Below are 24,415 nucleotides of genomic sequence, written 5' to 3'. Positions count from 1 at the left end.
GCCCGCCACTTGGCACGGGCGGCGCTTTCTGTTTATTCCAGCACCACCCGCCGCGAAGCCACCGAACCATCGGCCTGCTGCACTCGGAGCACATACAGGCCAGCGGGCAAAGCCGCCGTGGGCAGCGCAAGGGCAGTCGCCAAGGGTTGGTGCGTGAGCACTGTCCGACCCATTGCATCGAGCAGGGCCACTTGCCGGGGCAGGGCGCCGGTGGGCAATTGAACGTGTAAGACCGAATGCGCGGGCACAGGCCACACCTGCATCGGCGCCGCACCGGCTACGGCCCGGCCAGCCAGCGGGGCCGCGGCCAGCAAGCGCGCCAGGCCGAAGTGCGGCACGGTACCGGCCTGGACGAATTCGCCGGCTACGAGCAACTTGCCACTGGGCTCCATCAGCAGGTCATACACCCGGGCGTTGTTGCTGGTGATGGCGGGATTGTAGGGGCTCTGGTAGAGGGTAAAAATGAAGTCAAGGCCGAAAGAGCCGTCGCTTCCACCCGTGCGCAAGGTGCGGGCCAGGGGGGCATCTAGGTTAGCGGCCGTCAAAAGCGACCCCGCTACGAGCATGCGCCCGTCGGGCTGCACCACCAGGGCACTAATGGGGTTGCCTACCTGGAAGCCCAAAATAATAGCAAAGCATTCTGCCGAGGGGGGAAAAGTTGTATCCCATGCGCCGGTAGGCGTGAGGTGCGCCACGGCCTTGCCGGCAAAGATGCCGGCCAAAGCGTAGCTCCCGTCAGGGCAGCGCGCCACTTTGCTCACCATCGGCGGCGGGGTGGCCGGGGGAATGGTGCAAGAAAAAGTGGAGTCGACCCGACCCGAGGCCAGCAACCGCCTCACCGTGGGCGGCGGGCTTTGGATGTTGAACATGCAACGACTGTACACCATCCGGCCGCTGGGTTCCAGGGCCACGCTTATCACCCCGGGGTCGGCCGGCAAGGTGGGCGGATTGAAAGCCGGGTCGACTTGCCCCGTGGGCAGTAGGCGCACCAGCCCGTTGTGCCCCAGCGAATCGGTGATGCTGCCGGCCAGCAGCAGCTTGCCGTCGGGCTGCACCACCAGCTGGGTGATGAGCTGGCCGTTCGCGCGGCTGCCCCAGGCGGGCCGAAACGAGGCATCGGGCCGGCCCGATGGCAACAGGCGAACGAGGTCGCCCGTGGTGCGCGAAGCCCCCAGCACCTTGCCATCGGCCTGCACGGCCAGGGCCGTCCACCCGCCTTGCCCGGTCACCGCTTGCGCGGAGCGGTAGGTGAAGGTGGTGTCCACGTGCCCATCGGCCAGCAGGCGGGCCAGGCCGTCGGTGGGGTGGCCATCCACGGCCCGAAATAGGCCTGCCACCACGTAACGTCCATCGTTCTGCTGCACCACGTTCGTCAGCCTTGGCCGGGGGAAGCCCGGCAGCGGTGCAAACACCGGCGGATGAAAAGTGGGGTCGAGCTGCTGCGCCCAAAGCGTGGGGCGGAAGCACACGGCCTGCCCCACCAGCAGGGCCACCAACACTGAAACACGAGTAGCAAAGGGCATAGGGCGAAAGGGAAAAGTTCGCCGGCTCTCGCGCAATAATTGTGCCTCACAGGCAGCGGGTTCCTACCTGTTTTCCCTTTCTTCGATTGACAGCCAGGGCGGCCCGTTGATTCCGGGAATAGAAAGCAGCGAGGTGGCCCCAGCCAACTCCTGACCCAGCCCATCCCTCCGAATGATAAAGCCCGCTGCCAACGCAGCGGGCTTTTTTGCGGCCACCCCCGCCACCCTCCCCCGCCAGCGGCTACATTTACGCCTCTCGCTTTACCCTATTTCATGGCCCATTTCCTCCTCATTCAGTGCCCCGACGAGCCGGGGCTGGTGTATAAAATCACGGGCGTGCTCTTCCGGCACGGCCTTAACATCCTGCGCAACGGCGAATTTGTAGAGCGCGAAAACAGCCGGTTTTTCATGCGCACCGAGTTTGCCGGCGACTTCGACCCCGCCCAGCTGCTGGCCGAGCTCACGGAACTGCTGCCGCCCGGCGCCAGCATCCGATTCTCTGACAACCACCCCAAGGACATCGTGCTCATGGCCACCAAGGAGCACCACTGCCTCAGCGAGCTGCTGGTGCGCCACGCCTACGGGGAGCTCAATGCCCGCGTGCTGGCCGTCATCAGCAACCACGAAGAGCTCGGCGACCTGGCCCGGCGCTTTGACATTCCCTTCCATTTTGTCTCGCACCAAGGCCTCACCCGCGAGGCCCATGAGGCCGCCGTGCTCGCCACCCTGGCCCCGTATCGGCCCGAATTCGTTGTACTGGCCAAGTACATGCGCATCCTCTCGTCGGAGTTCGTGGCCCACTATCCCAACCGGCTTATCAACATTCATCACTCCTTTCTGCCCGCTTTCGTGGGGGCCAACCCTTACGCCCAGGCCTACGAGCGGGGCGTGAAAATCATCGGCGCCACCGCCCATTTCGTCAACGAGCAGCTCGACCAGGGCCCCATCATTCTCCAAAGCGTCATTCCCATCGACCACACCCAGAGCGCCCGCGACATGGCCCAGGCCGGCCGCGACGTGGAGAAAATCGTGCTCGCTCGCTCCCTCAAGCTGGTGTTCGATGGCCACGTCTTCGTGAACCGCAACAAAACGGTCATTTTCGACTGAGGCATTATAACGTCATGCAGAGCGCAGCGAAGCATGACGGGCTGGAGGTGTTTTTAGTACAAGCCAGACGCACTACAAGCGGGTGCTGTTCAATCCCCAACTGGCCCTTGGACCATAACTACCGCTCCCACCCAGCCGTAAGCCGCCCGTACCTCAACCCCACCCCTCATGGCCGAAACCACCCTCAAAGCCGTCGCCGCCAAAATGGCGAAGCTCGACATCACGATGCTCACCACCCACACCAGCCGCGGCCACCTCAGCACCCGCCCCATGAGCAACAACGGCGACGTGGAATACGACGGCAACTCCTACTACTTCACCTACGAAGGCTCCCGCACCGTTTCGGATATTGAAGAGAATGCCCACGTAAGCCTCGGCTTCTCGGGCCCCGACTACCTGTATGTGTCCGTGGTAGGCACCGCCACCCTCATCCGGCAAAAGGCCACCCTCGAAAAGCACTGGCTGCCCGAGCTCAAACGCTGGTTCAAAGACGGCATCGATACGCCCGGCATTGTGCTCATCCGCGTGCAAGCCAAGCGCATCAAGTTCTGGCACGGCGAAGAAGACGGGGAAGTGACACTGTAGGGCGGGAGCTGCTTTTATTAAATTCTCGCTGAATGAAGAACGTCATGCTGAGCGCAGCCGAAGCATCTCTACCGCAATAGTAAACCCTGTTGATTGGATTAGTTACGCGGTAGAGATGCTTCGGCTGCGCTCAGCATGACGTTCTTTTTAATCCATACCCTTCCTCTTGCCCTCCCCCCCCCATACCCTCCTACCCTAAAAAAATGAAACACCTCGTCGTCCTCACCGGCGCCGGCGTCTCGGCCGAGTCCGGCATCCGCACCTTCCGAGATACCAATGGCCTGTGGGAAGAGCACCGCGTCGAAGACGTGGCCTCGCCCGAAGGCTTTGCCCGCAACCCGGCTTTGGTGCTCGATTTCTACAACCAGCGCCGCGCCCAGGCCCGCACCGTGCAGCCCAACGCCGCCCACCTGGCCCTGGCCGGCTTCGAGGAAGCGCCCGGCTGGCGCGTCAGCATCATCACCCAGAACGTGGACGACCTGCACGAGCGCGCCGGCTCCAGCCACGTGCTGCATCTGCACGGCATGCTGAATGAGATGCGCTCTGTGGCCAACGAAGCTACCGTATACCACTGCGACGGCGACATTCACCTCGGCGACCTCGCCCCCGACGGCTCCCAGTTGCGCCCCCACATCGTGTGGTTTGGCGAGATGGTGCCCGCCATCGAGGAAGCCGCCGAAATTGTGAGCACCGCCGATGCCTTGCTCATCGTGGGTACCAGCCTGCAGGTGTACCCGGCGGCCGGGCTGCTGCACTACGCCCCTGCCACCTGCCCCGTTTTCGTCATCGACCCGCACCAGCCCGAAGCCGGCCGGCGCGGCGTGCGCTACGTGGCCGAGCCCGCCAGCACCGGCGTGCCCAAGGTGCTGCGGGGGCTGGCGGGGGAATAGGGAATAACGAAGAACGTCATGCAGAGCGCAGCGAAGCATCTCGCGTGGGGCAGTATTTCTTTACGATTGAGTACTACCCCACGCGAGATGCTTCGCTGCGCTCTGCATGACGGATGCGGCCCCTTACCAAAAAATCATCCACAAAACCCCTGCTTTTTCTACCTTAGCGCCATGTACAGAATCGTCACCAAATACCAGCTTCTCGGCCTGCGCAACGAGCACGACGCCGCCCATCAGCACAACCACATGATGCTAAGGCCCATTCCGGGCGTGCCCGAAGCCTTCGACACCGAGAAAGCCGCCTTCGACTGGGCCCTGAGCAACCACGAAGACCTGCGCCACCACCCCGAATTTGTGGTGCTGCCGGTGCATCACATGGTGCTCACCTGGCAGCCCGATGACCTCCCCAAATAAGGGCGGCTTTTGGGCCGAATTCTGGCCCAAAGCCCTTGTCATCGTCGCCATTATCGCGGCCCTTTGGCTGCTCGAACACTACGGCATCATCCGCCGCTGGTAAATTCTATTTAGCGCTGGTCCGCCTGTCTTCGGGCAGGCGGACCAGCGGCTTTTATTCCTGAACCTGCTTCATGGCTTCTGCCTTCGCTCACGCCGCGCTGGGCGCCACCCTCGGCAAGCTCCTGTTGCCCCAGCGCCGACACTGGCCTTATTGGGTGGCGGCCGGTATCTGCGCCGCCCTGCCCGATGTGGATTCCGTCGGCTACCGCCTGGGCGTGCCCTACGACAGCCTCTGGGGCCACCGGGGGCTAACGCATTCGCTGCTGGCGGCGGCGCTGGTAGCCGCAGTGGGCACGCTGCTGAGCCGAATGGGGCGCCCGGCGCAACGACCAGCGGCCGGGCGGCTGGCGTTGCTGCTGTTTCTGGCCACTGCCTCGCACGGCTTTTTGGATGCGATGACGTCGGGTGGTTTAGGGGTGGCATTCTTCAGCCCTTGGCACTTGGAGCGGTATTTTTTTCCTTTCCGGCCCATCAAGGTTTCGCCGCTGAGCGTCCGGGCTTTTTTTGGGGCGAAGGGCCTGCGGGTGCTGGCCAGTGAGGCCATTTGGGTGGGCCTGCCGTGTCTGCTGCTGCTGCTGGGCCAGCGGTGGTGGGCAGCAAATACGCCGGCCTCCGCCGAAAATAAGGTACGCGGCTAGGTTACGCATACTTTACCCCGCGTTCTGCGTATTCCGGTGCATACTCATTCATTATGCGCCTACAATTTCTCTCCGCGCTGGCCGCGCTCGGACTTACCGCTGGTACGCTTTCCGCCCAAACCGCGCCGCCAGCACACACCGTTTTCCTGCTGGGCAACACCGCCCAGGCCGAATTGCCGGCCGCCCGCCTCAAGCTGCTGCGCGCCACACTGGAGCAGCAAACCGGCCCGTTCACGGTAGTTCACCTCGGCGACATTGTGGGCAATACCGGCTTGGTTTCCAAGGGAGATACTGCCCTGGCCCAAGCTGAGCGTGACCGCGCCGACCAACTTATTGCGCTGGTAAAGGGCCTGCCGCAAGGAAAAATATACTTCCTGCCCGGCGATAAGGACTGGGCCAACTCCGGCCGCGACGGCTTGAAAGCCGTGCGCCGTCTGGAGAAATACATCGAAAAGCAGCTGCCCGGCCAGAACGCTTTCATCCCCACCAACGGCTGCCCCGGCCCCGAAGTGGTGGACGTGGCCCCGCTGGTGCGCCTCGTAGCCATCAACACCCCCTGGTTCACCCACCCCTTTGACCGGCCCGAAGCGCCGGACACCGACTGCAAGACGCTTACCAAGGAGGAGTTTCGCGAGCAGATTCAGGACCTGATTGACGATACTAAGAATAAAAACGTGCTGCTGCTGGGCCACCACCCCGTGGTGACAAACGGCGTGTACGGAGGCCACGAGCCGCTCTCGCGCCACCTCAGCCCGCCGGTTTTCGGCACCATCTACGCCGCCTACCGCCAGAACGTGGGCACCCCGCGCGACCTGGCCAGCCCCGGCTACCAGGAGTTGCGCAAGGAGCTGCTGAACACGCTGCAAAGCAACCCCGGCGTCATCTACGCCGCCGCCCACGACTACAGCCTGCAAATAACCCCCTTCCAGGGCAACTACCATATTGTCAGCGGCAGCTTTGCGAAGGATGAGCACGTGGGCGCCAAAGGCCCCTCGCTCTACAGCAAAAGCGAGGAAGGCTACACCACCCTCGAATACTTCGCCGATGGCACCGTGAAAACGCACGTTTTCACTTTCGGCAGCGGCGACCAGGCCGCGAAGGACGCCTACACGGCCACCCTCTTCCGCTCGGCCTGCGCCGGTACAGCCGAGTCGTCGGCGCCGCAAAACCCGTTTATTACTACCTGCCCCGGGACGTCGCAAACCGCCGCCGCCAAGCCCGACGCGCCATTCCAGGCCACCACTGCGGTAGTGCCCGGCCCGGAATACAAGCCTACGGCCAGCAAGAACTTCTTTATCGGCAAAATTTACCGCTCGTCGTGGCTGCAGCCCGTCACGGTGAAAACGCTGGATTTGAACACTGAGAAAGGCGGCCTGCGCCCCACCGGCAAGGGCGGCGGGCGCCAGACTACCTCGCTCAAGCTCATTGCGGCCGACAGCTCGGAGTACGTTTTCCGCTCCGTGGACAAGGACGTGACCAAGATTCTGCCGCCGGAGCTGCGCAACTCTATTGCCTCGGATATTCTGCGCGACGTGACGGCCACGGCCAACCCGTACTCCAACCTCCCCATCAGCTACATGCTGGACCAGACGGACATTCTGCACGCCCGTCCGCGCCTGTTCCGCCTGCCCGACAACCAGCAGCTTGGCGCCTACCGCGAAGAATATGCTGGCCTGCTCGGCACCCTCGAAGACTCGCCTAAAGACCCCAAGAAGAATCTGCCCGGCTTTGGCAATTCCGATGAGGTAACGCGCAGTTTCGGCCTGTTCCGCAAGCTCTACAAGGACCATGACAATAAGGTGGACGCGCCCGCCCTGGCCCGCGCCCGCGCCTTCGACATGCTGGTGGCCGACTTCGGCAAGCACGAGGACAACTGGAAATGGGCCGGCTACAAGCAGAAGGACGGGGGCACCCTTTACCGGCCCATTCCGCGCGACCGGGACCAGAGCTTCACGCAGTGGAACGGCCTGCTTACCTACCTCGCCAACCGCGAGTGGGCCGTGCCCAGCATCGAGGGCTTCAACACCGAGTTTGAGGACATGAAGAGCCTGAACTGGCCCGCCCGCCACCTCGACCGCTTCCTGCTCCAAAGCCTCACCCGCGAAGACTGGCAGACGGCCGCCAAGTACCTGCAAGCCAAAATCACGCCCACCGTCATCGACGGCGCCACGGCCCAGCTACCCGCTGAAATTCAGGATAAATCCGGCAACGACATCAACCGCAAGTTGAAGGCCCGTATCCAGGAATTACCCAAAGCCATTGACGAGTACTACCTGCTGCTGGCCCGGCGCGTGGACGTGGTGGGCTCGAACAAAGGCGAGGTATTTCAGGTGAACCGGCTGGCCGACGGGCAGGTGCGCGTGCAGATGTTTGACCGCGCCGGCGACACCGAGAATCCCAAGGGCGCGGCCCTGTTCGACCGCACTTTCAAGCCGAATGAAACCAACGAAGTGTGCCTTTACGGCCTCGATGGCAAGGACATTTTCACCGTCACCGGCGACGGCGGCAGCCACAGCATATTGGTTCGCGTCATCGGTGGCGACGGCAAGGACAAGATTACCGACAACTCCAGCGCCAGCGGCCTGCGCACCCTCACCAAGGTGTACGACCTGCCCGATACCGAACTGCAGCTCGGCAAGGAAGCCGACAACCACACCAGCACCCGCCCCGGCGTAAATGCCTACGACCGGGAGCAGTTCGAATTCAACTCTTACCGCCCCACCATCGGCCTAGGCTACAACCGCAACGACGGTTTCACGGCCAGCGCGGGCATCACCTTCCTCACCCAGGGCTTCCGCAAGCCCGGTTTCAAAAACCAGTATTCCATTCTGGGCGAGGTGAGCACCGGCGGCCAGCGCCAGCTCACGTTCAGCACCCGGCACCGCTACGCCATCGGCAAGATTGACGCGGGTGCGGCCGTCAGCTACGGCAACTACTTCCCGTTCTACAACTTCTTCGGCCTGGGCAACAACACGCCGCTTGACCAGGATAAGTACGACGTGAAATTCTACCGCGCCCGCTACCGCGGCGTCACCCTGAACGGCTTCCTGGAGCGGGTGTTTCTGCAGCGCAGCGTGCTGCGCGTGGGCCCGACGTTTGAGTACTACGTCACCGACTTTGCCAACGACAGCTACCTCGGCGTGCTCAACCAGACGCCCGGCGCCGCCGACATTCGCCCCAACAGCAGCACCCAGCGCCTCATCGGCCTCAATGGCGTGTTCGACCTCGACCTGCGCGACCGCCAGGCCTTTGCCCGGCGCGGCGTGCGCCTCCGCGCTCAGCACGACACCTACCGCCAACTCAATGGCAACGAGAGCACCTTCGGCCTCACCCAGGGCTTCGCCGAATACTACGGCACCGCCAAAATCGGTATTCCCGTCACGCTCGTCCTAAAGGGTGGCGGCGCCAAAAACTACGGCCCTGACGCCGACATTCCGTTCTACAAATTCGCCTCGCTCGGCCTACGCGAAGGCCTGCGCGGCTACTACCGCAACCGCTTCAGCGGCGACGCCAGCCTCTACTACAACACCGAGCTGCGCCTCGCCCTGGGCCGCGTCAACAACGGCTTCCTGCCCTTCTACTACGGCGTGTTCGGCTTCTACGACCAGGGCCGCGTGTACTACGAAGGCGCCTCGCCCGGCGGCTGGCACAGCGGCTACGGCGGCGGCTTCTACATTGCTCCGGTGGTCGAAACCCTGGCCTTCGCCGTCTCCTACCAGAAGTCAGCCGAAAGCACGCTCATTCAGTTCGGCCTGGGCTTCCGCATCGATAAATAAGCCCATAACCAGCCCTGGCAGCCAAAACGCAACGCTGGGCTTACCTTTGGGCCTCCATTTAACCCCGTCATCTCCTGCATGAATTTCCCCCTCCGTAAGCTCGCCGCCATTGATATTGGGTCCAACGCCGTGCGGTGCCAGATTTCGGCGGTTTTGTATTACGAAGGGCGTTACCGCCTCAAGCGCGTGGAATACGTGCGCTTCCCCATGCGTCTGGGCGAAGACGTGTTTGCCACCGGCGAGATTTCACCCGCCAAAGAGGAGCAGTTCGTCAAGTTCCTGCACTCGCTCAAGCTGCTAATGGAGGTGCATGGCGTGGTGCATTACCTCATCTGCGCCACCTCGGCCATGCGCTCAGCCGCCAATGGCGCGGCCATCGTGGCCCGCGTGCGCGAGCAGCTGGGCATGGAAATCAAGGTGATTGACGGCCAGGATGAAGCCTTCTACATCAACCGCGTCATCGAGCACGTACTGGAAGATAAGCGCCACTACCTGCACATCGACGTGGGCGGCGGCAGCACCGAGTTCAACATCTACCACGACCGCCGCAAGGTGGCCGCGCAGTCGTTCGAAATCGGCTCCATTCGCCGCATGCAGCAGGAAGAAAGCGGCGAGGCCGGCACCGAGGCCCAAAACGAGCTCTGGGCCCGCATGGAAGCCTGGGTGCGCGTCAATGCCCGCCAGTACCACGTCACGCGTGCCATCGGCACCGGCGGCAACATCAACAAGCTCTACAGCCTCACCTCCGCGGCGCCCGACAAGCCTGTGACGCGCCGCAGCCTCGTCACCACCCTCGACCGCCTCGCCGGCCTCACCATGAACGAGCGCGTGAACGTGGCCATGCTCAACCCCGACCGCGCCGACGTCATCGTGCCCGCCGGCCACATCTACCTCTCCGCCATGCAGTGGGCCAACGTCAACAACATGGTCGTGCCCGACATTGGCCTGAAGGACGGCATGCTGCAAGCCCTGTTCGAAGATTTCTTCGATGAACTCAGCCCCGACGGTAGCCACCCCGCCCACCTGCCCATCCCCGATGTGCAGAACTCGCCCGCCGAGCTGGAATAGGACACTATCGCTGAAATACAAGAACGTCATGTCGAGCTTGCCGAGACATCTCGCGTGCAGCAGTAACTAATTACTCTGGCACGCGAGATGTCTCGGCAAGCTCGACATGACGTTCTAATTTAAAGCTAAATCACTTCCTACACCCGCGCCGCAACTGGCGGTACCGCATTCTCATCCACGTGCCCAACCGGGGTGGAATCGTCCTCGCAGACATCCTCCGCATCACCTTCCCCAAAGGCGTCATCAGCCGCGGCTTCCTGGGCTTCGGCTACGACGATGGCCGCAGCTTCAGCCTCCGCTTCCAGCGCGGCGGCCTGGTCGAGGCGGCGTTGGGCTTGCACACCCAGCAGCGACAACATGCCTTCCGGCGTGGCTGTAGCCAGCTGTGCTTCGTCGCGTTTGAAGAAGTCGCGGTGCACGTTCACCACGGGTTCGCCGGGGGCCGGGCGCTGCCGAATGTAGGCACCATCCTCCCGCATCAGGTAACTGTTTTGATTATCCATCATATTCATCATCAGAATATTGATGGCCTCGCGTTTAAGCTGCGGATTAACAATCAAAAACAGTGCCTCGATGCGACGGTCGAAAGAGCGCACCATGATATCTGCCGAGCCGGCATACACTTTGGCGTCGCCGCCGTTGTGGAAATAAAACAGGCGCGTGTGTTCCAGATAGTCGCCCACGATGCTGCGTACCTCGATGTTTTCGCTCAGCCCCGGCCGGCCTGGGCGTAGGCAGCAGATTCCGCGCACGATGAACCGAATGGGCACGCCCGCCTTGGCCGCGCGATAGAACTCGTCAATAATTTCCTTGTCCTCTAGCGAATTCATCTTCATCACGATGCCGCTGGGCAGGCCCTTTTTGGCGTGCTTTACTTCTTCCCGAATGAGGTGGATGAGCTGCTGCCGCATATCCTTCGGCGCCGTGATGAGGTACTCGTAGTCGTCAGGCTGCGAGTGACCGGTGATAACGTTGAAGAATTCCGACACGTCGTGGCCGTACACGTCGTTGGTCGTGAGCAGGCTCACGTCGGTGTAGAGGCGCGAGGTTTGCTCGTTGTAGTTGCCCGAGCCGATGTGCACGTAGCGCGTCACCTTCTCCCCTTCCTTGCGGATAATCATGAGCAGCTTGGTGTGCGTCTTGTACTTGCTCACGCCGTAAATCACGAAGCAGCCGGCCTTTTCCAGCCGCGCGCCTTCCCGAATGTTCTTCTCCTCATCAAAGCGCGCCTTCACCTCGAACAGCACCGACACGTGCTTTCCATTCTCGGCCGCTTTCAGCAGCGCAGCTGATACGCGGGAGTCGTCGGCCAGACGGTAGATGGTTTGCTTGATGCCCAGCACGTGCGGGTCGACGGCGGCCTGTTCGAGCAGCCGCACCATGGGGTCGATGCTGTTGTAGGGGTGGTGCAGCAGCACATCGTGGTGCTTGAGGTACTCGAAGAGGTTTTCCTCGGCGCCTTCGGGCAGGCTCAGGGGCTGCACGGCGGCGGGCATCTTAGCGGTTTTGCCCCGGAAGTTGGGGTGCCGCACTATCTGCCAGAGGCCTTTGAGGTCAATCAATGAATTGATGACGAAGACGTTGCCGTTGTCGATATTCCACCGCTCGCGCAGCACCGACATCAGGCTGGGCGATGCGTTGGGCTCAACCTCCACGCGCACCACGCGGCCGCGCTTGCGGGTTTTGAGGCCCACCTGAATTTCCTTAATGAAGTCGTTGTCGATGTCGTCGGATTCTTCCAGCGTGAAGTCGCCGTTGCGGGTGATGCGGAACAGGTCGGCCGACACAATCTCCACGTTGCGGAACAAGCGCGGCAGAAACTCACGCACCACCTCCTCAATGGGCACGAAAATGACCTTATCCTTGCGCGTGAGCTCAAAAAACCGGGTCAGGTTCTGCGGAATCTGCACGAAGGTGAGGCGCTCCTGTCCTTTTTCGGCCTCGCCATCGAGGCCCACGGCTAAGCCGTTGCCAATGCGCGTGACCACGCCGAAGATGAGCATCTGGTTCATCATCAGCGGGAAGCCGTGGTACGAATCGTACACCATCGGCGTGAGCAGCGGAAACACGGTGTTTTTGAAATACCCGTCGGCCTTCTTGATTTCAAGCTCCGTGAGGTCGCTCATCTTCAGGATATTAAAGCCGTTTTTCTCAAAATTCGGCTTCAGTTCGTTCAGGTAGGTCAGGCTCTGGTCGTTCACGAAGCGGTGCGCGAAATCGAGCAGCTTGCGCCGAAAGGGCAGTTCGCGCAGGCCGGAATAGTCAATCCGCTCCTTGCCGTAGTCGAGGTAGTTGTAGAGCGAGCCCACGCGAATCATGAAAAATTCGTCGAGGTTCGAGCTCGTGATGGCCAGAAACTTGAGCTTATCAAACAGGCCCCGACCGGCATCCTGCGCTTGGTCGAGCACGCGGTAGTTGAAGCGCAGCCAGCTCAAATCGCGGCTGATGTATTTGCTTTTGCGGATGAGGTCGGAGGACTTAAATAATTTCATGGACCACAGATTGGACGGATTTTAACGGATTGAACGGATTTTTCGGCATTCCGCTCATCCCTGGCCAGCAAATTAACGGCCGCCAACGCTTCAAACCTGCACTGCTGGCCCTTTTTAGCCCGCGTTCGGCCCCAAATACAGCCGAAACAGCGTGCCTTCGCCTTCCTTGCTCGTTACTTCGATGTGGCCGCCCTGGGCCTGCACCAGCCGATTGACCAGAAACAGCCCCACGCCCGTGCCCGACGAGGCCTGCGGGTGGAATCGCCGGAACAGCTGGAATAGCTCCGTGCCGTGCCGCTCCATATCGATGCCGAGGCCATTGTCGCGCACTTCCAGCACCGGCTGCCCCGCGTCGAGGCAGGCCCGCACCTGCACCTGCGCCGGCCGGTCGGGGGAGCGGTACTTCAGCGCATTGCTCAGCAGGTTGAGCAGGATGGTGCGCAGGCTGCCGCGCTCCACCTGCAAGGTGGGCAGGGCAGCAAAATCCGTTTTCACCGTGCCTTGCGCCGCGGCCACCTGCGGTTGCAGCAGGGTGAGTACCTCCTTGGTGAGGTCGGCCAGCGCCACTTTTTCGGTGGGCTGGCCGCCGGTCATGCGCTCGGCCTGCACCACGGCCGAGAGGTCCTGAATGGTCTTGCTAAGGTCTTGCAAGGAGGAATCGACCAGGCCCAGCACCACGTCCGCTTCCGGGTCGTGAAACGTGGCCGAGCTGCGCAGCTCCTCAAACAGCCCGCGCAGGTTGTCGACGGGCTGTTTCAGGTCGTGCGAGGCCGCGTACACAAAGTTGTCGAGGTCGAGGTTAGCACGGGCCAGGTCGGTGTTGGCGGCCGTGAGCTGAGCGTTTTTTAGCGTGATTTCGTGGCGCGTTTCGGTAAGGGCGTCCAGTGACTCGCGCAGCTGCTGGTTCACAGCGCGCAGCTCGTCGTGGTAGCTAGCTACGTACTGGCGCCACTCGTTTTTTTCGATGGCGTGCAGCACCGTTTTCACCAGCAGCTCCTGGTCGAACTGCTGCTTCACTAAGTAGTCGAGGGCGCCGTTGTTGAGGGCCCGCACGGCCAGTTCCTCGCTGCCGCCGCCCGTCACCATCACCACGCACAGGCTGTCGGGCGGTGTCAGGGTTTTCAGCTCGGCCAGAATGTCGAGGCCATCGGCATCGGGCAGGTTGTAGTCGAGCAGCACGCAGTCGGGGCGGTAGGCCAGAAACTGGTCGCGCGCTTCCACAGCCGTGGTGGCCTCCTCGAAGCCAATACTTTCAAAACCCAGATGCCGGCCCAGGTAGCGGCGGTACAGGGCCCGGTCTTGCTCGTTGTCGTCAACGAGTAAAATCTTCTTCATTTATGTCCTCCTACAAAGCCTTCGGCAGTTCAGCGGTTTCCAGCCAGTATTGAATGGCGTGCCGGACTTTCTCTTCCAGCGCGGCGTACTCAATTGGTTTGGAAAGGTAGCTGTTGGCGCCCAACTGGTAGCAATCGGAGATGTCGCCGGCGCTGGTGGAAGTGCTGAACACGATGACCGGGATGGATTGCAGGCGGGGGTCGCCCTTCATGATTTCGAGCACCGTGCGGCCGTCGGTGCCGGGCATGTTCAGGTCGAGCAGCACAAAGGCAGGTAGCGTTTGGGGCCAGCCCGAGGCTTTGCCGTAGCCTTGCAGGTAGTTCAGGGCCTGGTCGCCGTCTTCGCAGCGCAGCACCGGGTTTTGCAGGGCGTGCTTCCGAAACACACGGCTTAGGGCCATGAAATCTTCGGCGCTGTCCTCGACGACGAGGATGGGTTTGAGGGGCGATAAAAGCACGATGACCGGCTATTTAGGAATAGTAAAGTAAAAGGTAGAGCCCTGGCCGGGCTGAGAATCAACCCACAGAGCGCCGCCATGTTTTTCGACCATCTTTTTGGCGATGGCCAAGCCTGCGCCTGTACCTCCTCCGTACTTATCCGGGGTGTGCAGTCGCTTAAACAATTTGAAGATGTTGGTCTGGTGACGCGGGTCGATGCCAATGCCATTATCTTGTACGTAAAACACGTAAAATTTGGCGCGATTTATCGCCGGAAAAATGTCAGTGGCCGCTTCGCCCACGCGAATGACCTTTTCCGGCCGGTCGTTGTATTTCATGGCGTTCGAGAGCAGGTTGCTGAACACCTCCTGCATCCGTATCCGGTCGCCCATGATGGTGGGCAACTGGTCGGGCACCAGCAGTTGGGTGCGGGTTTCCTCGAAGCGCAGCTGGAGCAGGTCGCTCACTTCTTCCAGTAAGTCGTTCAGGTCGATTTTCTCTACTTCCAATTCGGCGCGGCCCACGCGCGAGAGCTGCAGCAGCGACTCAATCAGCGACTCCATGCGCTGGCTCAGCCGCACCAGAGTCTGCAGCCGGTGCACGCCTTCCTCGTCGAGCTTATCGGCATAGTCTTCCAGCAAAAACAGCGCGTAGTTGTGAATGCCGCGCAAGGGCTCCTTCAGGTCGTGCGAGGCCACGTAGGCGAAAGAGTCGAGGTCGTCGTTGCTGCGGGCCAGCTCGGCGTTGAGGCGGGTGAGGCTGCGGGCCTGAGTCTGCAGCTCGTTGAACACTTTGAGCCGAATGTCGGAAATGCGCAGCCGGATGTCCTTGGCCGCTTCCAGCTCCACGGTTTTCCAGGGCGCGGCGGTGTTTTCCACGAACTGCTTCCAGGCTTCGAATGACTGCCGGGGCGAGAGGAAAATCTGGCCGTCGGCCAGCGTCTGGGGCTTTTCGTTCTGGCCGGCCCAGGTCACGGTGCGCACCTGCTCGGGCCGGAACCAGAGCAGGTAGTTGCCGGGCGCATCGGCCAGCGAGGCGGCAATGATGCCGCTGGCCGTGGCCCGGATTTCCAGCCCCGCGGGGTTGAGCGCGGCGTACGAGGACGTTGAAAACACGTCTTCAGGCGCGTTTTCCTGCAGCCAAGCCAGCAGCTCGCTGATTTGGGCCGGCGTGGGCGTGGTCCCCACCGTGGTGATTTCCTCGTTGAAGCACACCGCCGCCCCGCCGCAGTCGAACACGTCGCGTAGCGTGGGGAAATGCCCGCACAGGCCATCCACAAAATTGGCCGGGCCCGACACGGTGACGTGCTCAAACAGCTGCCCCTGCCGCTCGCTGATGCGCAGCTGGTACTCCGTATCGTCCAGCAGCTCCTTGCTGCTGAGCAGCGCCGAAAACGTCTTGCCGATAAACTGGCACAAATCGCGCAGCTCGTAGCTCACCAGCCGCGGCGTGAGGTGGTGGCACGTCACCATGCCCCACAGCTTGCCGTTCTGAATCAGCGAGATGGTCATGGTCGCGCCCGAGCCCATGTTGCGCAGATACTCCAAGTGGATGGGCGACACGCTCCGCAGCACGGCGTAGGTCATGTCGGGCGGGCGGCTGGTGGTGGGGTTGCGCACCGGCACCAACGGCACCGGCGCGTAGCCGGCATCGGGAATGAAGCGCAGCCAGTTTTTGAGGTACATGGCCCGCGCCTGCTGCGGAATGTCGGTGGCCGGGTAATGAATACCCAGCCAGGGGGCGAGGTCATCGCGCTTAGCTTCGGCAATGACTTCGCCGCTCTCGTCGGCCGCGAAGCGGTAAATGGCCACCCGGTCGAAGCCCGTCAGGGCCCGCACCTGGTCCACGGTGTGCTGGCAAAACTCCAGCACGGTGGCCGCGGCCAGCATCTGGCCCATGGCTTGGTTCAGGAAGCCCAGGTCGGGCGTGGTTGCCTCCAGTTGGTCCACGGGTTCAAACTCCAGCCACAGCACCCCGTCGTAGCGGTGCATGATGAGCTTGAAATACGGTCGCCCGGCCCCAGCGTCGAGCTGCACGCCCAGCAGCTGCGGCGCGGTGCCGAGCGAGCCCAGCACGGCCTCTACTTTGGCTTGCTGCTCGGGGGTCAGCACGCGGTCCAGGCCGGCGCCAATCAGGCTTTCGGCCGGCTGGCCCAGGTAGGTTTCGGTGTTGGCGCTGGCCTGCACAATGCGCTGGGTATGCTCATCGAGGCACAGCAGGAAGCCGTAGGGCTGAATAGCGCCTGGGATGTGAATGGGTTCCCGGTCGCAGTTCGTCAGGGTGATGGGAGTGCCGAGCAGGTGCTCGTCGGAGTAGCTCACGGTTGGTTTATCCACGCATCAAGGTGTTGAAAAGTTCGCGCGGCCGAAGCCACGATTTCGTCGGCCGTGGCCGGAGTAGCGGCGGCGGTCAGCAACTGGCCAAACGTCTTCCACATTGGACCGGTTCGCTCGCCGTAGCCCGAAAAATACCGCCGCAACGGAATGCCCGCCCGCTCCAGTTGCCGGTTAATCACCTGCCCGCCCAGCGTCGAGCCCTCCATCACGTAGAGGGCGCCCAGCAGCTGCGGCACCGTGTGCAGCGGTGGCATGGTTGGGCACAACGGCAGGCCGGGGTCGTCGGCAGACCGCCCCAAATCTTCCGGAATCAGGTGCGCCCGGTAGCGCTGCGGCAGCTCCCAGGCGGCACCCAGCTCGCCCTCATGCGCGCGCAATGCCGCTTCATACGGCTGCAGAAACCCATACATTCGCTCCAGAAACTGTGCCGTGCCGGCTGCCGTGGGCGCCCCCACCCGCAGCGACTCGTTGAACGCCCCAGCTTCCAGGGCATCGTGGTACGGGCGGGTTTCGGCGCGCAACCGGGCCAGGATGGTCAGCGCGGCTGGGTTTTCGGGCGTACTGGGAACGTCGGACATTTAAAGCGGGCAAGCGTAGGGCAACAAGATATGCAGTAGCCAAAAATAGGCACGGGCTGGCGGTTCGGCTTTTCCGGAGCCACTAATTTCCGGTTGGAAAAGCCGCCGCCTGACTTGCCATGATGGCTGTGGCCTCAATCTCAACCAGTAAGCGCGCGTCAATCAGCGCATTTACCTCCAGCATTGATGAAGCCGGCCGAATATCCCGAAATATTTCGCCGTGTGCCCGGCCCACCGCCTCCCACTCCGAAATATTGGTCACGAAGATGCGCGTCCGCACTACGTCGGCAAATGAAGCCCCGGCCGCGGCCAGCGCCTAGCCAATCTTTTCCAACACCCGCTGGGTCTGCGCATATACATCGCCCTCACCCGTTATCACGTCGCCATCCTGCGCCGTGGTACCGGCCACTTCCACCACGTTGCCCACGCGCACGGCACGGGAATAACCCACTAGCGGCTCCCACGGAGCACCGGAAGAAATCAGTTGTCGCATCATTTCCTGCAAGTTGCATCTGCTTCACCCGAAGCGTGCCGCTGCAAAACAAACCAAAAAAGAAGGGCAACCGCAAGCGGCTGCCCTTCCTAAATCCACTAAATCCGTTAAACCTGCGGTCTAGACGTCCAGCTTGGCGTACTTGGCGTTGCGCTCGATGAAATCGCGGCGCGGGGCCACCTCGTCGCCCATCAGCATCGAGAACAGGTGGTCGGCCTCAGCGGCCGACTCTACCGTTACCTGCTTCAGGGTACGGGTCATGGGCTGCATGGTCGTCGTCCAAAGCTGCTCGGCGTTCATCTCGCCCAGGCCTTTGTAGCGCTGCACATTCACGGTTTCGGGCTTGCCGCGGCCGAGGTCTTCCTGGGCCTGGCTGCGCTCCTCCTCGGTCCAGCAGTAGCGCTCTTCCTTGCCGCGCTTCACGAGGTAAAGCGGCGGCAGGGCGATGTAGATGTAGCCCCGGTCCACCAGCTCGCGCATGTAGCGGAAGAAGAAGGTCAGAATCAGCGTGCGAATGTGCGAACCGTCGATATCAGCGTCAGTCATGATGATGACCTTGTGGTAGCGCAGCTTGTCGAAGTTCAGCGGGCCGGTTTCCACACCCGTGTCATCGGTGGTGAAGGCCAGCGACTTGCGCTCGTTGAAGCTCACGCCCAACGCCGTAATCATGTTCCGGATTTCTTCATTCTCCAGAATGCGGTGCTCCTGGGCCTTCTCCACGTTCAGGATTTTGCCGCGCAACGGCATAATGGCCTGGAACGCGCGGTTACGCCCCTGCTTGGCCGTGCCACCAGCCGAGTCACCTTCGACGAGGTACAGTTCGCAGATGGCCGGGTCCGACTCCGAGCAGTCGGCCAGCTTGCCCGGCAGGCTGTTGGAGGAGAGCACGCCCTTGCGCTGCACCATGTCTTTGGCTTTGCGGGCGGCAATGCGAGCCTTGGCGGCCAGAATCACCTTCTCCATGATGCGGTTGGCCTGGTTGGGATTCTCGTCCAGGTACTGCGTCAGGATTTCGCCCACCACCGAGTTCACCGCGCCGCTCACTTCGGAGTTGCCCAGCTTGGTTTTGGTCTGGCCTTCGAACTGGGGCTCCTGCACTTTCACCGAGATAACGGCTGTCAAGCCTTCACGGAAGTCGTCGCCGGTGATTTCCACCTTGGCTTTCTCAAACAGCTTGTTCTTGTCGCCATACGTTTTCAGCACCCGCGTCACGGCCGAGCGGAAACCCGCCACGTGCGTGCCACCCTCGATGGTGTTGATATTGTTGACGTAGGAATAGACGTTTTCCTGATACGAGGTATTGTACTGCAGGGCCACTTCCACCGGCGTGCCGCCCTTCTCGCTTTCCACGTAAATCGGCTCCGACAGCAACGAGGGGCGCTGCTCACCGTCGAGGTACTGCACAAAATCGCGCAGGCCGCCGGTCGAGTAAAACTCCTCGCCACGGAACTCGCCGTTCTCCAGCTTCTCGCGGCGGTCGGTGAGGGTGATGCGGATGCCCTTGTTGAGGTAGCTCAAGTCGCGCAGGCGGCCGGCCACGGTGTCGTAGCGGTACTCGGTTTCGGAGAAGATGCTGGCGTCGGGCAGAAACTGCACTTCGGTGCCGTGCTCGTCGGTGTCACCGATTTCCTTCACCGGGTACTGCGGGAAGCCAATCTTGTATTCCTGCTCGTACACGTGGCCCTTGCGGCGCACGGTCACTTTCAGGTCGGTGCTGAGCGCGTTCACGCAGCTCACGCCCACGCCGTGCAGGCCGCCCGACACTTTGTAGGAGCCTTTGTCGAACTTGCCCCCGGCGTGCAGCACGGTGAGCACCACTTCCAGGGCCGACTTGCCTTCCTTGGCGTGCCAGTCGACGGGAATGCCGCGGCCGTTGTCGCGCACGGTCACGGAGTTGTTTTCGTTGATGGTGACGTTAATCAGGTCGCAGTGCCCGGCCAGGGCTTCGTCAATCGAGTTATCGACCACCTCCCACACCAAGTGGTGCAGACCCTTGAGGCCGGTATCGCCGATGTACATGCTGGGCCGCTTGCGCACGGCCTCCAATCCTTCGAGTACTTGAATGCTGTCAGCCGTGTAATCTGGCTGCGCGGTTTTTGCGGTTGTTTCGCTCATGTGGGCGGGATTAAATCAGGTCATAAAACAGCCCATCGGGCCGCTAGGTACTGAACACTCAAAAGTACATATTTAATCCCATTTTCAGGAATTTTCGCGGTTTTAATCCTCGGATTTTTTCATTTCCACCGCTGCCAAAACAGCTGCCGGAAGCGCGCTCCAACACGCACAAAAAAAGGCCTTTCCCGCTTAGGAAAGGCCTTTTTCAGCAAGCCTGAAATCAGTGGCTAGTTGATAACCAGTTTCTGGGTAGCAATGCCAGCTTCGCCGCGCAGCTGCACGGTGTACACGCCGGATTTTTCGCCGGTCAGGTCCACGGTGAAGTTCTTCGAGCCCACCGTCGTCGCGTTCAGCGTCTGCGACTTCACCACACGGCCCATGGCGTCAACCACGGTGATTAGCGCACCGGACTTCATGGCCGTGCCCACGTTCACGTTGAACACGCCGGCCGCGCCGGGGTTGGGGTACACGCTCAGCGTGCTTTGCAGAGCAGCATCGCGCGTGGCCGAGCCGAGAGGAGGAGTATAAGTGCCCTTGTACATGCCGCCTACGCCCAAGGAGTCGGTAATCGAGCCAATGTAGCCAACCGCGCCCGTGCCAGCGGGTGCTGCCTGGCCGTTGGAAACCAAGTCGAGGGCCGAGAACACCTTCTGGTTGGTCAGAGGAGCCTGCATCGTGCTGATGTTTCTCCAGTTGATGCCATCGGTGCTGTAGGAGCTACCGTAGTTCTGCCCGCCCGTGCCAGGTACAACCGTGGAAATGGGGAAACGAACGCCTACGCTGTAGTAATAACCGTTTACGGCATCGATGTCGTAGCGGAAGAAGTCACCGGCAGCGCCAGCAGTGGCCGCAGCCGGCGTGATGGTCGACCAAGTGCCACCACCGTCATTGGTGCGAATGAGGTTCACGGCCGACACGGCCGTGCCCGTCACCTTCACGTTGTAGGCAATGCCGTTCAGGGGGTCTTTGAAGGCAATCTTGCTGATGGTTTCGGTGAGCGGCGTCAGGGCGCTCTTGGTCCAGCTCACACCGCGGTCAACCGATTTGTAGATGTACTCCTGCTCGTTGGCGCCGCCCGAAGCACCGCCAAACCAAATGGTGTTGCCCAGCGCGAAATACGAGCGAACCAAGGCCGCTTCGCCGGCGAAAGGCGTCAGCACGCTGGTTTGCGGAATGCGCGTCCAGGTCACACCGCCGTTGGTGGTGCGCAGAATTTCAAAATAACCGTTGGTGGGGTCACCCACGGCCACGCCTTCGTTAGCATCGAACATGTGCACGAAGTCGAGGAAACCGCCGTTGGCGGCCACGAACTGTGTGGTGGTGTTGGTGGTTTTGGTCCAGCTCAGGCCGCCGTTGGTGGTGCGCAGGATGTCGCCGCCGCCTTGGGCGCCGTATTTGGCCGCTACCGCCGTGGTGCCTGAGATGGCGGAGATGTTAGCCGTTTCGTAAGCGGTGTTGCCACCGGTGGCCGAGATGGCGTCGAAATAAAATTCGGTGCCAGCGGCGTTGTTGGTATTGAAAAAGTAGTTGGCTTTGCTGTTGGTCGCGTCCTGGGCCACGGCCCATGCCACGTTGGCCGACACCGTGCTAACGTGCACTACATCATAGCCCGGGGAGAAAGACGCTTGGTTGGTGGTGTTTACCAGCGCCCAGGGGCCCTGTTGGGCCTGAGCGCTGCCCGCAGCACCGAGCAAACCCAGGAAAAGTAAGCATTTATTCATGATTGAAAATGTGTTTGGGGTGGCTGAAAGAAGAGGGGTGTATTAAAAATTGACTACCAAAATCCGCCGCTGGTTGGGTGTCACTAGCCGCGTTTGGGGCCCAAGATACGGACGATGGCCGGTTTTTGTCATAATAAAAACGTTGGTGCCCACCCTCAGGTTCTGCCTCTTTGGTTGTTAAACCCAAACCCAAATAAAAAATCTTGCTATTATCCAGTAACAGTTTGTGCCAGTTGCCTTGGCAAATCCCTGAATATGCAAAAGCCCTTTCCTGAAACCAGGAAAGGGCTTGAACAGTGGCCCCGTTTGGATTCGAACCAAAGACCGACTACTTAGAAGGTAGTTGCTCTATCCAGCTGAGCTACGGGGTCGAAAACGGGGCGGGAAAATAAGTCGGGGTGGCAGGATTCGAACCTACGACCTCCTGCTCCCAAAGCAGGCGCGATACCGGGCTACGCTACACCCCGAAAAAAAATAATGTTGGGCTTAGAAAACGTCCTACTGGGTGGAGCCCCAACGGGATGCTTTCGCAACCCAACATTATTAGTGGAGAAGGGGGGATTCGAACCCCCGGTAACCTTTAGAGCTACGGCAGTTTAGCAAACTACTGGTTTCAGCCACTCACCCACTTCTCCAGGCTGGTTTCGCTTCCGTCCGAAGCGGGTGCAAATATACTAGCCGAACTGAATTGACCATACGTCAAACGAAAAAAATTATCTTTGAGGCCTGCTTGCCACTGTTGCTGTTTCGTGTTGTTGCTTTGGGGCGGCGCTGCTTTTCTGACCTTTACCTCCTGCTTTTGCTGACCTGGGCCTATCCTGATTTTATCGCCGTGGGCATTGCACTGGGGCTGGCGCTGCTGCTGCTGGCCCGGCATTGGGCCCGGGTGGGGCGTGCGGGCCGGGCGCTGGGCAGCCGCGCCCGGCGCCGCGGCTGGAAGCTGGCGCTGCGCATGGCCGCTGGGGTGGCCCTGCTGGTGGCGGCCATGGGCCCGTCTCTGGGCGTGAGCCAGCGCCCGGTGCGCACGGCGGGCAAAGACGTGTGGCTGCTGGTGGACGTGTCGCGCTCGATGGACGCGCCCGACGTGACACCCTCGCGTTTGCTGCGAGCTCAGGCCGAGCTGGAAGAACTGGTGGCGCAGTTTCCGGCCGACCGGCTGGGGCTGGTGGTATTTGGGGCCGAAGCCACGGTGCAATGCCCGCTCACGTACGACCAGGCGGCGGTGCAGGTATTCATTCGCACGTTGCGCACCAGCCTGCTGCCGCCCGGCCCCACCACCCTGCGGGAGCCGCTAGAACTGGTGCTGAAGCGACTGAGCACCACAGCGGCCACGCCGCGGGCCACGGCCTTGGTGCTGGTGAGCGACGGCGAAGACTTTGGCGAGAACCTGGAGCCGGTGCTGCGGGAACTGGGGCGCACCGGCGCCCGCATCTATACGGTGGGCGTGGGCACGGCCAAAGGCGCGCGCATCCCCAAACCGGGCGGTGGTTTTGTGCGCGACGGCCGGGGCCAAGTGGTGGAAACGCGCCTGCGGGAAGCGGCCCTGCTGCAGCTTTCGGCCCAAACCGGCGGGCAGTACGTGGAGCTGAACGACCAGCAAAACGGGTTTGACCCGCTGCTGCGCTTATTGCGCAACATGCCCGGCCTGGCCGAGCAGGTGCGCACCGTGGCCGTGGCCGACAACCGCTACCGCTACTCCCTGGCGGCGGCGCTGCTGCTGCTGGCCCTAGATGTTGCCCTCACCATAACTACCATCAAGCTGTGAAGTACCTGGGCCTAGCCATATTACTCCTAAGTGGGCCTGGCCTGCGGCTGCTCACGAGCGTGCGCGACCGTAATGTGGCAGTGGCGGCGGGCACGGCGGCCTACCGCAAGGGCGACGCCGCCGTGGCCGTGTATGCTTTTGAGAATGCATTGGCGGCAAAATCTCGCCGCACGCCCGACCCCCGCTTGCTGCTGAACCTGGCCCACGCGCAAACCCGGGCGGGCCTGCTGGCGCCTGCCCACGCCACCTACGAGCGCCTGCTCACGGGCAGCCCGGCGGCGCTGAGCAGCGTGGCGCGGCAGCAGCTGGCCGTGCAGGCGGCCCAGCGAGGCCAGTTGGCGCAGGCGGTTGGGCTGCTGCGGCAGGCTTTGCTGCTGGACCCGCGCAACGCCGGCGCGCGCTTCGACTATGAAGTATTGAGCGAGTACCTGGCCAAGCGGCCCAACGCCCCTCAAATGCCAACGCCACCCGGGCCTTCCAAGGAAAAGAAACCGGAAGACGAAAAGACGTCGCCGGAAAAAACCGGAACTGCTCAGAACCAGCCCGCCGAGAAAGCCGGCACCGACCGCAAAGGCGAGGTGAACGACCAAAAGCCCAGCCCCGCACTGCCCACCGGCCCACCCGCAGCCCGGCCTGATGCCGCCGGCCAGCCCAACCCACGCCAGCCCAGCGCTGCCCCGGGAAGCACAGCTGCAGGCGGGCGTACGCTGGGCAATGGTAACCGGCAGCCGATACCCACGGGTGAGGAACCGGGCCAGCAGCGCGGCCTCGACCGCAGCGCCGGCGCTTCCTCTCCTACTCCCAACGCCCGCAGCAACCGGCCCGGAACCGAGGCCGCCACGTCGGCCGATGTGCAGCTCCAAACCCAGCGCGAGCGCCTGCAGGCCATGAACCTCAGCCCCGCTCAGGCGCGCCAGCTGCTGGAAACCCTGCGGGCCCAGGAGCAGCAGTACCTGCAGCAGCTGGCCCGCCCGGCCGCGCAGAAACCGGACCCTAATAAGCCCACCTGGTAATTTCCGACTGATAACCAGCCGGCTGGC

17 protein-coding genes, 3 tRNA genes and 1 pseudogene are annotated in these 24,415 nt (G+C 62.0%); 9 read left to right on the top strand and 12 right to left on the bottom strand.

Annotation, left to right across the window (positions count from 1 at the left end; all coding sequences use genetic code 11):
• Nucleotides 1–32 precede the first annotated feature (32 nt).
• The gene (locus Q5H92_RS13335; protein WP_305012026.1) at nt 33–1,523 is read right to left on the bottom strand and encodes a T9SS type A sorting domain-containing protein; all 1,491 of its coding nucleotides are present in this window, start codon (nt 1,521–1,523) and stop codon (nt 33–35) included.
• A gap of 273 nt (nt 1,524–1,796) precedes the next feature.
• Between Q5H92_RS13335 and purU the strand changes: the two genes are divergently transcribed.
• From purU to Q5H92_RS13300, 7 genes are all read left to right on the top strand, one after another.
• Nucleotides 1,797–2,630 carry a formyltetrahydrofolate deformylase gene (gene purU, locus Q5H92_RS13330; RefSeq protein WP_305012025.1) on the top strand — a complete coding sequence of 278 codons (834 nt, stop codon included), beginning with the start codon at nt 1,797–1,799 and terminating at the stop codon, nt 2,628–2,630.
• Between the two features lie 168 nt (nt 2,631–2,798).
• A complete protein-coding gene (locus Q5H92_RS13325; RefSeq protein WP_305012024.1) occupies nt 2,799–3,215 on the top strand; it encodes a pyridoxamine 5'-phosphate oxidase family protein in 417 nt (138 codons plus the stop codon).
• Between the two features lie 203 nt (nt 3,216–3,418).
• A complete protein-coding gene (locus Q5H92_RS13320) occupies nt 3,419–4,105 on the top strand; it encodes an SIR2 family NAD-dependent protein deacylase (protein ID WP_305012023.1) in 687 nt (228 codons plus the stop codon).
• A 171-nt stretch (nt 4,106–4,276) separates the two neighbouring features.
• The gene (locus Q5H92_RS13315) at nt 4,277–4,519 is read left to right on the top strand and encodes a hypothetical protein (RefSeq protein WP_305012022.1); all 243 of its coding nucleotides are present in this window, start codon (nt 4,277–4,279) and stop codon (nt 4,517–4,519) included.
• Nucleotides 4,520–4,692: 173 nt separating this feature from the next.
• Entirely contained in the window at nt 4,693–5,259 is a 567-nt protein-coding gene (locus Q5H92_RS13310; protein ID WP_305012021.1) for a metal-dependent hydrolase, read from the top strand.
• Between the two features lie 53 nt (nt 5,260–5,312).
• Nucleotides 5,313–9,035 carry a BamA/TamA family outer membrane protein gene (locus tag Q5H92_RS13305; protein WP_305012020.1) on the top strand — a complete coding sequence of 1,241 codons (3,723 nt, stop codon included), beginning with the start codon at nt 5,313–5,315 and terminating at the stop codon, nt 9,033–9,035.
• A 78-nt stretch (nt 9,036–9,113) separates the two neighbouring features.
• Entirely contained in the window at nt 9,114–10,103 is a 990-nt protein-coding gene (locus Q5H92_RS13300) for a Ppx/GppA phosphatase family protein (protein WP_305012019.1), read from the top strand.
• Between the two features lie 137 nt (nt 10,104–10,240).
• Here Q5H92_RS13300 and ppk1 read toward each other — a convergent pair whose 3' ends face one another.
• From ppk1 to Q5H92_RS13245, 11 genes and pseudogenes are all read right to left on the bottom strand, one after another.
• On the bottom strand, nt 10,241–12,595 hold the full coding sequence (gene ppk1, locus Q5H92_RS13295; protein ID WP_305012018.1) for a polyphosphate kinase 1: 2,355 nt from the start codon (nt 12,593–12,595) through the stop codon (nt 10,241–10,243).
• A 114-nt stretch (nt 12,596–12,709) separates the two neighbouring features.
• Complete coding sequence (locus tag Q5H92_RS13290; RefSeq protein WP_305012017.1) at nt 12,710–13,930, bottom strand: sensor histidine kinase; 1,221 nt, start codon at nt 13,928–13,930, stop codon at nt 12,710–12,712.
• A gap of 10 nt (nt 13,931–13,940) precedes the next feature.
• Complete coding sequence (locus tag Q5H92_RS13285; protein WP_305012016.1) at nt 13,941–14,387, bottom strand: response regulator; 447 nt, start codon at nt 14,385–14,387, stop codon at nt 13,941–13,943.
• A 9-nt stretch (nt 14,388–14,396) separates the two neighbouring features.
• The gene (locus Q5H92_RS13280; RefSeq protein ID WP_305012015.1) at nt 14,397–16,703 is read right to left on the bottom strand and encodes an ATP-binding protein; all 2,307 of its coding nucleotides are present in this window, start codon (nt 16,701–16,703) and stop codon (nt 14,397–14,399) included.
• Entirely contained in the window at nt 16,685–17,281 is a 597-nt protein-coding gene (locus Q5H92_RS13275; RefSeq protein WP_305012014.1) for a biliverdin-producing heme oxygenase, read from the bottom strand. Before Q5H92_RS13275 ends, Q5H92_RS13280 begins: the two co-directional genes overlap by 19 nt.
• Nucleotides 17,282–17,363: 82 nt before the next feature.
• A pseudogene (locus Q5H92_RS13270) lies at nt 17,364–17,774 on the bottom strand (RidA family protein).
• Between the two features lie 120 nt (nt 17,775–17,894).
• The gene (gyrB, locus tag Q5H92_RS13265) at nt 17,895–19,889 is read right to left on the bottom strand and encodes a DNA topoisomerase (ATP-hydrolyzing) subunit B (protein WP_305012013.1); all 1,995 of its coding nucleotides are present in this window, start codon (nt 19,887–19,889) and stop codon (nt 17,895–17,897) included.
• A gap of 227 nt (nt 19,890–20,116) precedes the next feature.
• Nucleotides 20,117–21,610: a T9SS type A sorting domain-containing protein gene (locus Q5H92_RS13260; RefSeq protein ID WP_305012012.1), complete on the bottom strand. Its 1,494-nt coding sequence runs from the start codon at nt 21,608–21,610 to the stop codon at nt 20,117–20,119.
• Nucleotides 21,611–21,907: 297 nt separating this feature from the next.
• Nucleotides 21,908–21,981: transfer RNA gene (locus tag Q5H92_RS13255), tRNA-Arg, on the bottom strand.
• A 22-nt stretch (nt 21,982–22,003) separates the two neighbouring features.
• Nucleotides 22,004–22,077: transfer RNA gene (locus Q5H92_RS13250), tRNA-Pro, on the bottom strand.
• A gap of 80 nt (nt 22,078–22,157) precedes the next feature.
• Nucleotides 22,158–22,245 (bottom strand) — tRNA-Ser (locus Q5H92_RS13245).
• Nucleotides 22,246–22,409: 164 nt separating this feature from the next.
• On the opposite strand from Q5H92_RS13245, the gene Q5H92_RS13240 reads away from it, so the two are divergent.
• Both Q5H92_RS13240 and Q5H92_RS13235 read left to right on the top strand, forming a co-directional pair.
• On the top strand, nt 22,410–23,375 hold the full coding sequence (locus tag Q5H92_RS13240; protein WP_305012011.1) for a VWA domain-containing protein: 966 nt from the start codon (nt 22,410–22,412) through the stop codon (nt 23,373–23,375).
• Nucleotides 23,372–24,388: a tetratricopeptide repeat protein gene (locus tag Q5H92_RS13235; protein ID WP_305012010.1), complete on the top strand. Its 1,017-nt coding sequence runs from the start codon at nt 23,372–23,374 to the stop codon at nt 24,386–24,388. Before Q5H92_RS13240 ends, Q5H92_RS13235 begins: the two co-directional genes overlap by 4 nt.
• The last annotated feature ends 27 nt before the right edge of the window (nt 24,389–24,415 follow it).

It is taken from the genome of Hymenobacter mellowenesis (genome assembly GCF_030581005.1).
GTDB lineage: Bacteria > Bacteroidota > Bacteroidia > Cytophagales > Hymenobacteraceae > Hymenobacter > Hymenobacter mellowenesis.
This window is presented reverse-complemented; position numbering and strand designations above follow the sequence as displayed.

Coding starts and splice junctions, on each gene's coding strand:
- Q5H92_RS13335 (WP_305012026.1), bottom strand. CDS start 1,523: ATGCCCTTTGCTACTCGTGTTTCAGTGTTGGTGGCCCTGCTGGTGGGG.
- purU (WP_305012025.1), top strand. CDS start 1,797: ATGGCCCATTTCCTCCTCATTCAGTGCCCCGACGAGCCGGGGCTGGTG.
- Q5H92_RS13325 (WP_305012024.1), top strand. CDS start 2,799: ATGGCCGAAACCACCCTCAAAGCCGTCGCCGCCAAAATGGCGAAGCTC.
- Q5H92_RS13320 (WP_305012023.1), top strand. CDS start 3,419: ATGAAACACCTCGTCGTCCTCACCGGCGCCGGCGTCTCGGCCGAGTCC.
- Q5H92_RS13315 (WP_305012022.1), top strand. CDS start 4,277: ATGTACAGAATCGTCACCAAATACCAGCTTCTCGGCCTGCGCAACGAG.
- Q5H92_RS13310 (WP_305012021.1), top strand. CDS start 4,693: ATGGCTTCTGCCTTCGCTCACGCCGCGCTGGGCGCCACCCTCGGCAAG.
- Q5H92_RS13305 (WP_305012020.1), top strand. CDS start 5,313: ATGCGCCTACAATTTCTCTCCGCGCTGGCCGCGCTCGGACTTACCGCT.
- Q5H92_RS13300 (WP_305012019.1), top strand. CDS start 9,114: ATGAATTTCCCCCTCCGTAAGCTCGCCGCCATTGATATTGGGTCCAAC.
- ppk1 (WP_305012018.1), bottom strand. CDS start 12,595: ATGAAATTATTTAAGTCCTCCGACCTCATCCGCAAAAGCAAATACATC.
- Q5H92_RS13290 (WP_305012017.1), bottom strand. CDS start 13,930: ATGAAGAAGATTTTACTCGTTGACGACAACGAGCAAGACCGGGCCCTG.
- Q5H92_RS13275 (WP_305012014.1), bottom strand. CDS start 17,281: ATGTCCGACGTTCCCAGTACGCCCGAAAACCCAGCCGCGCTGACCATC.
- gyrB (WP_305012013.1), bottom strand. CDS start 19,889: ATGAGCGAAACAACCGCAAAAACCGCGCAGCCAGATTACACGGCTGAC.
- Q5H92_RS13260 (WP_305012012.1), bottom strand. CDS start 21,610: ATGAATAAATGCTTACTTTTCCTGGGTTTGCTCGGTGCTGCGGGCAGC.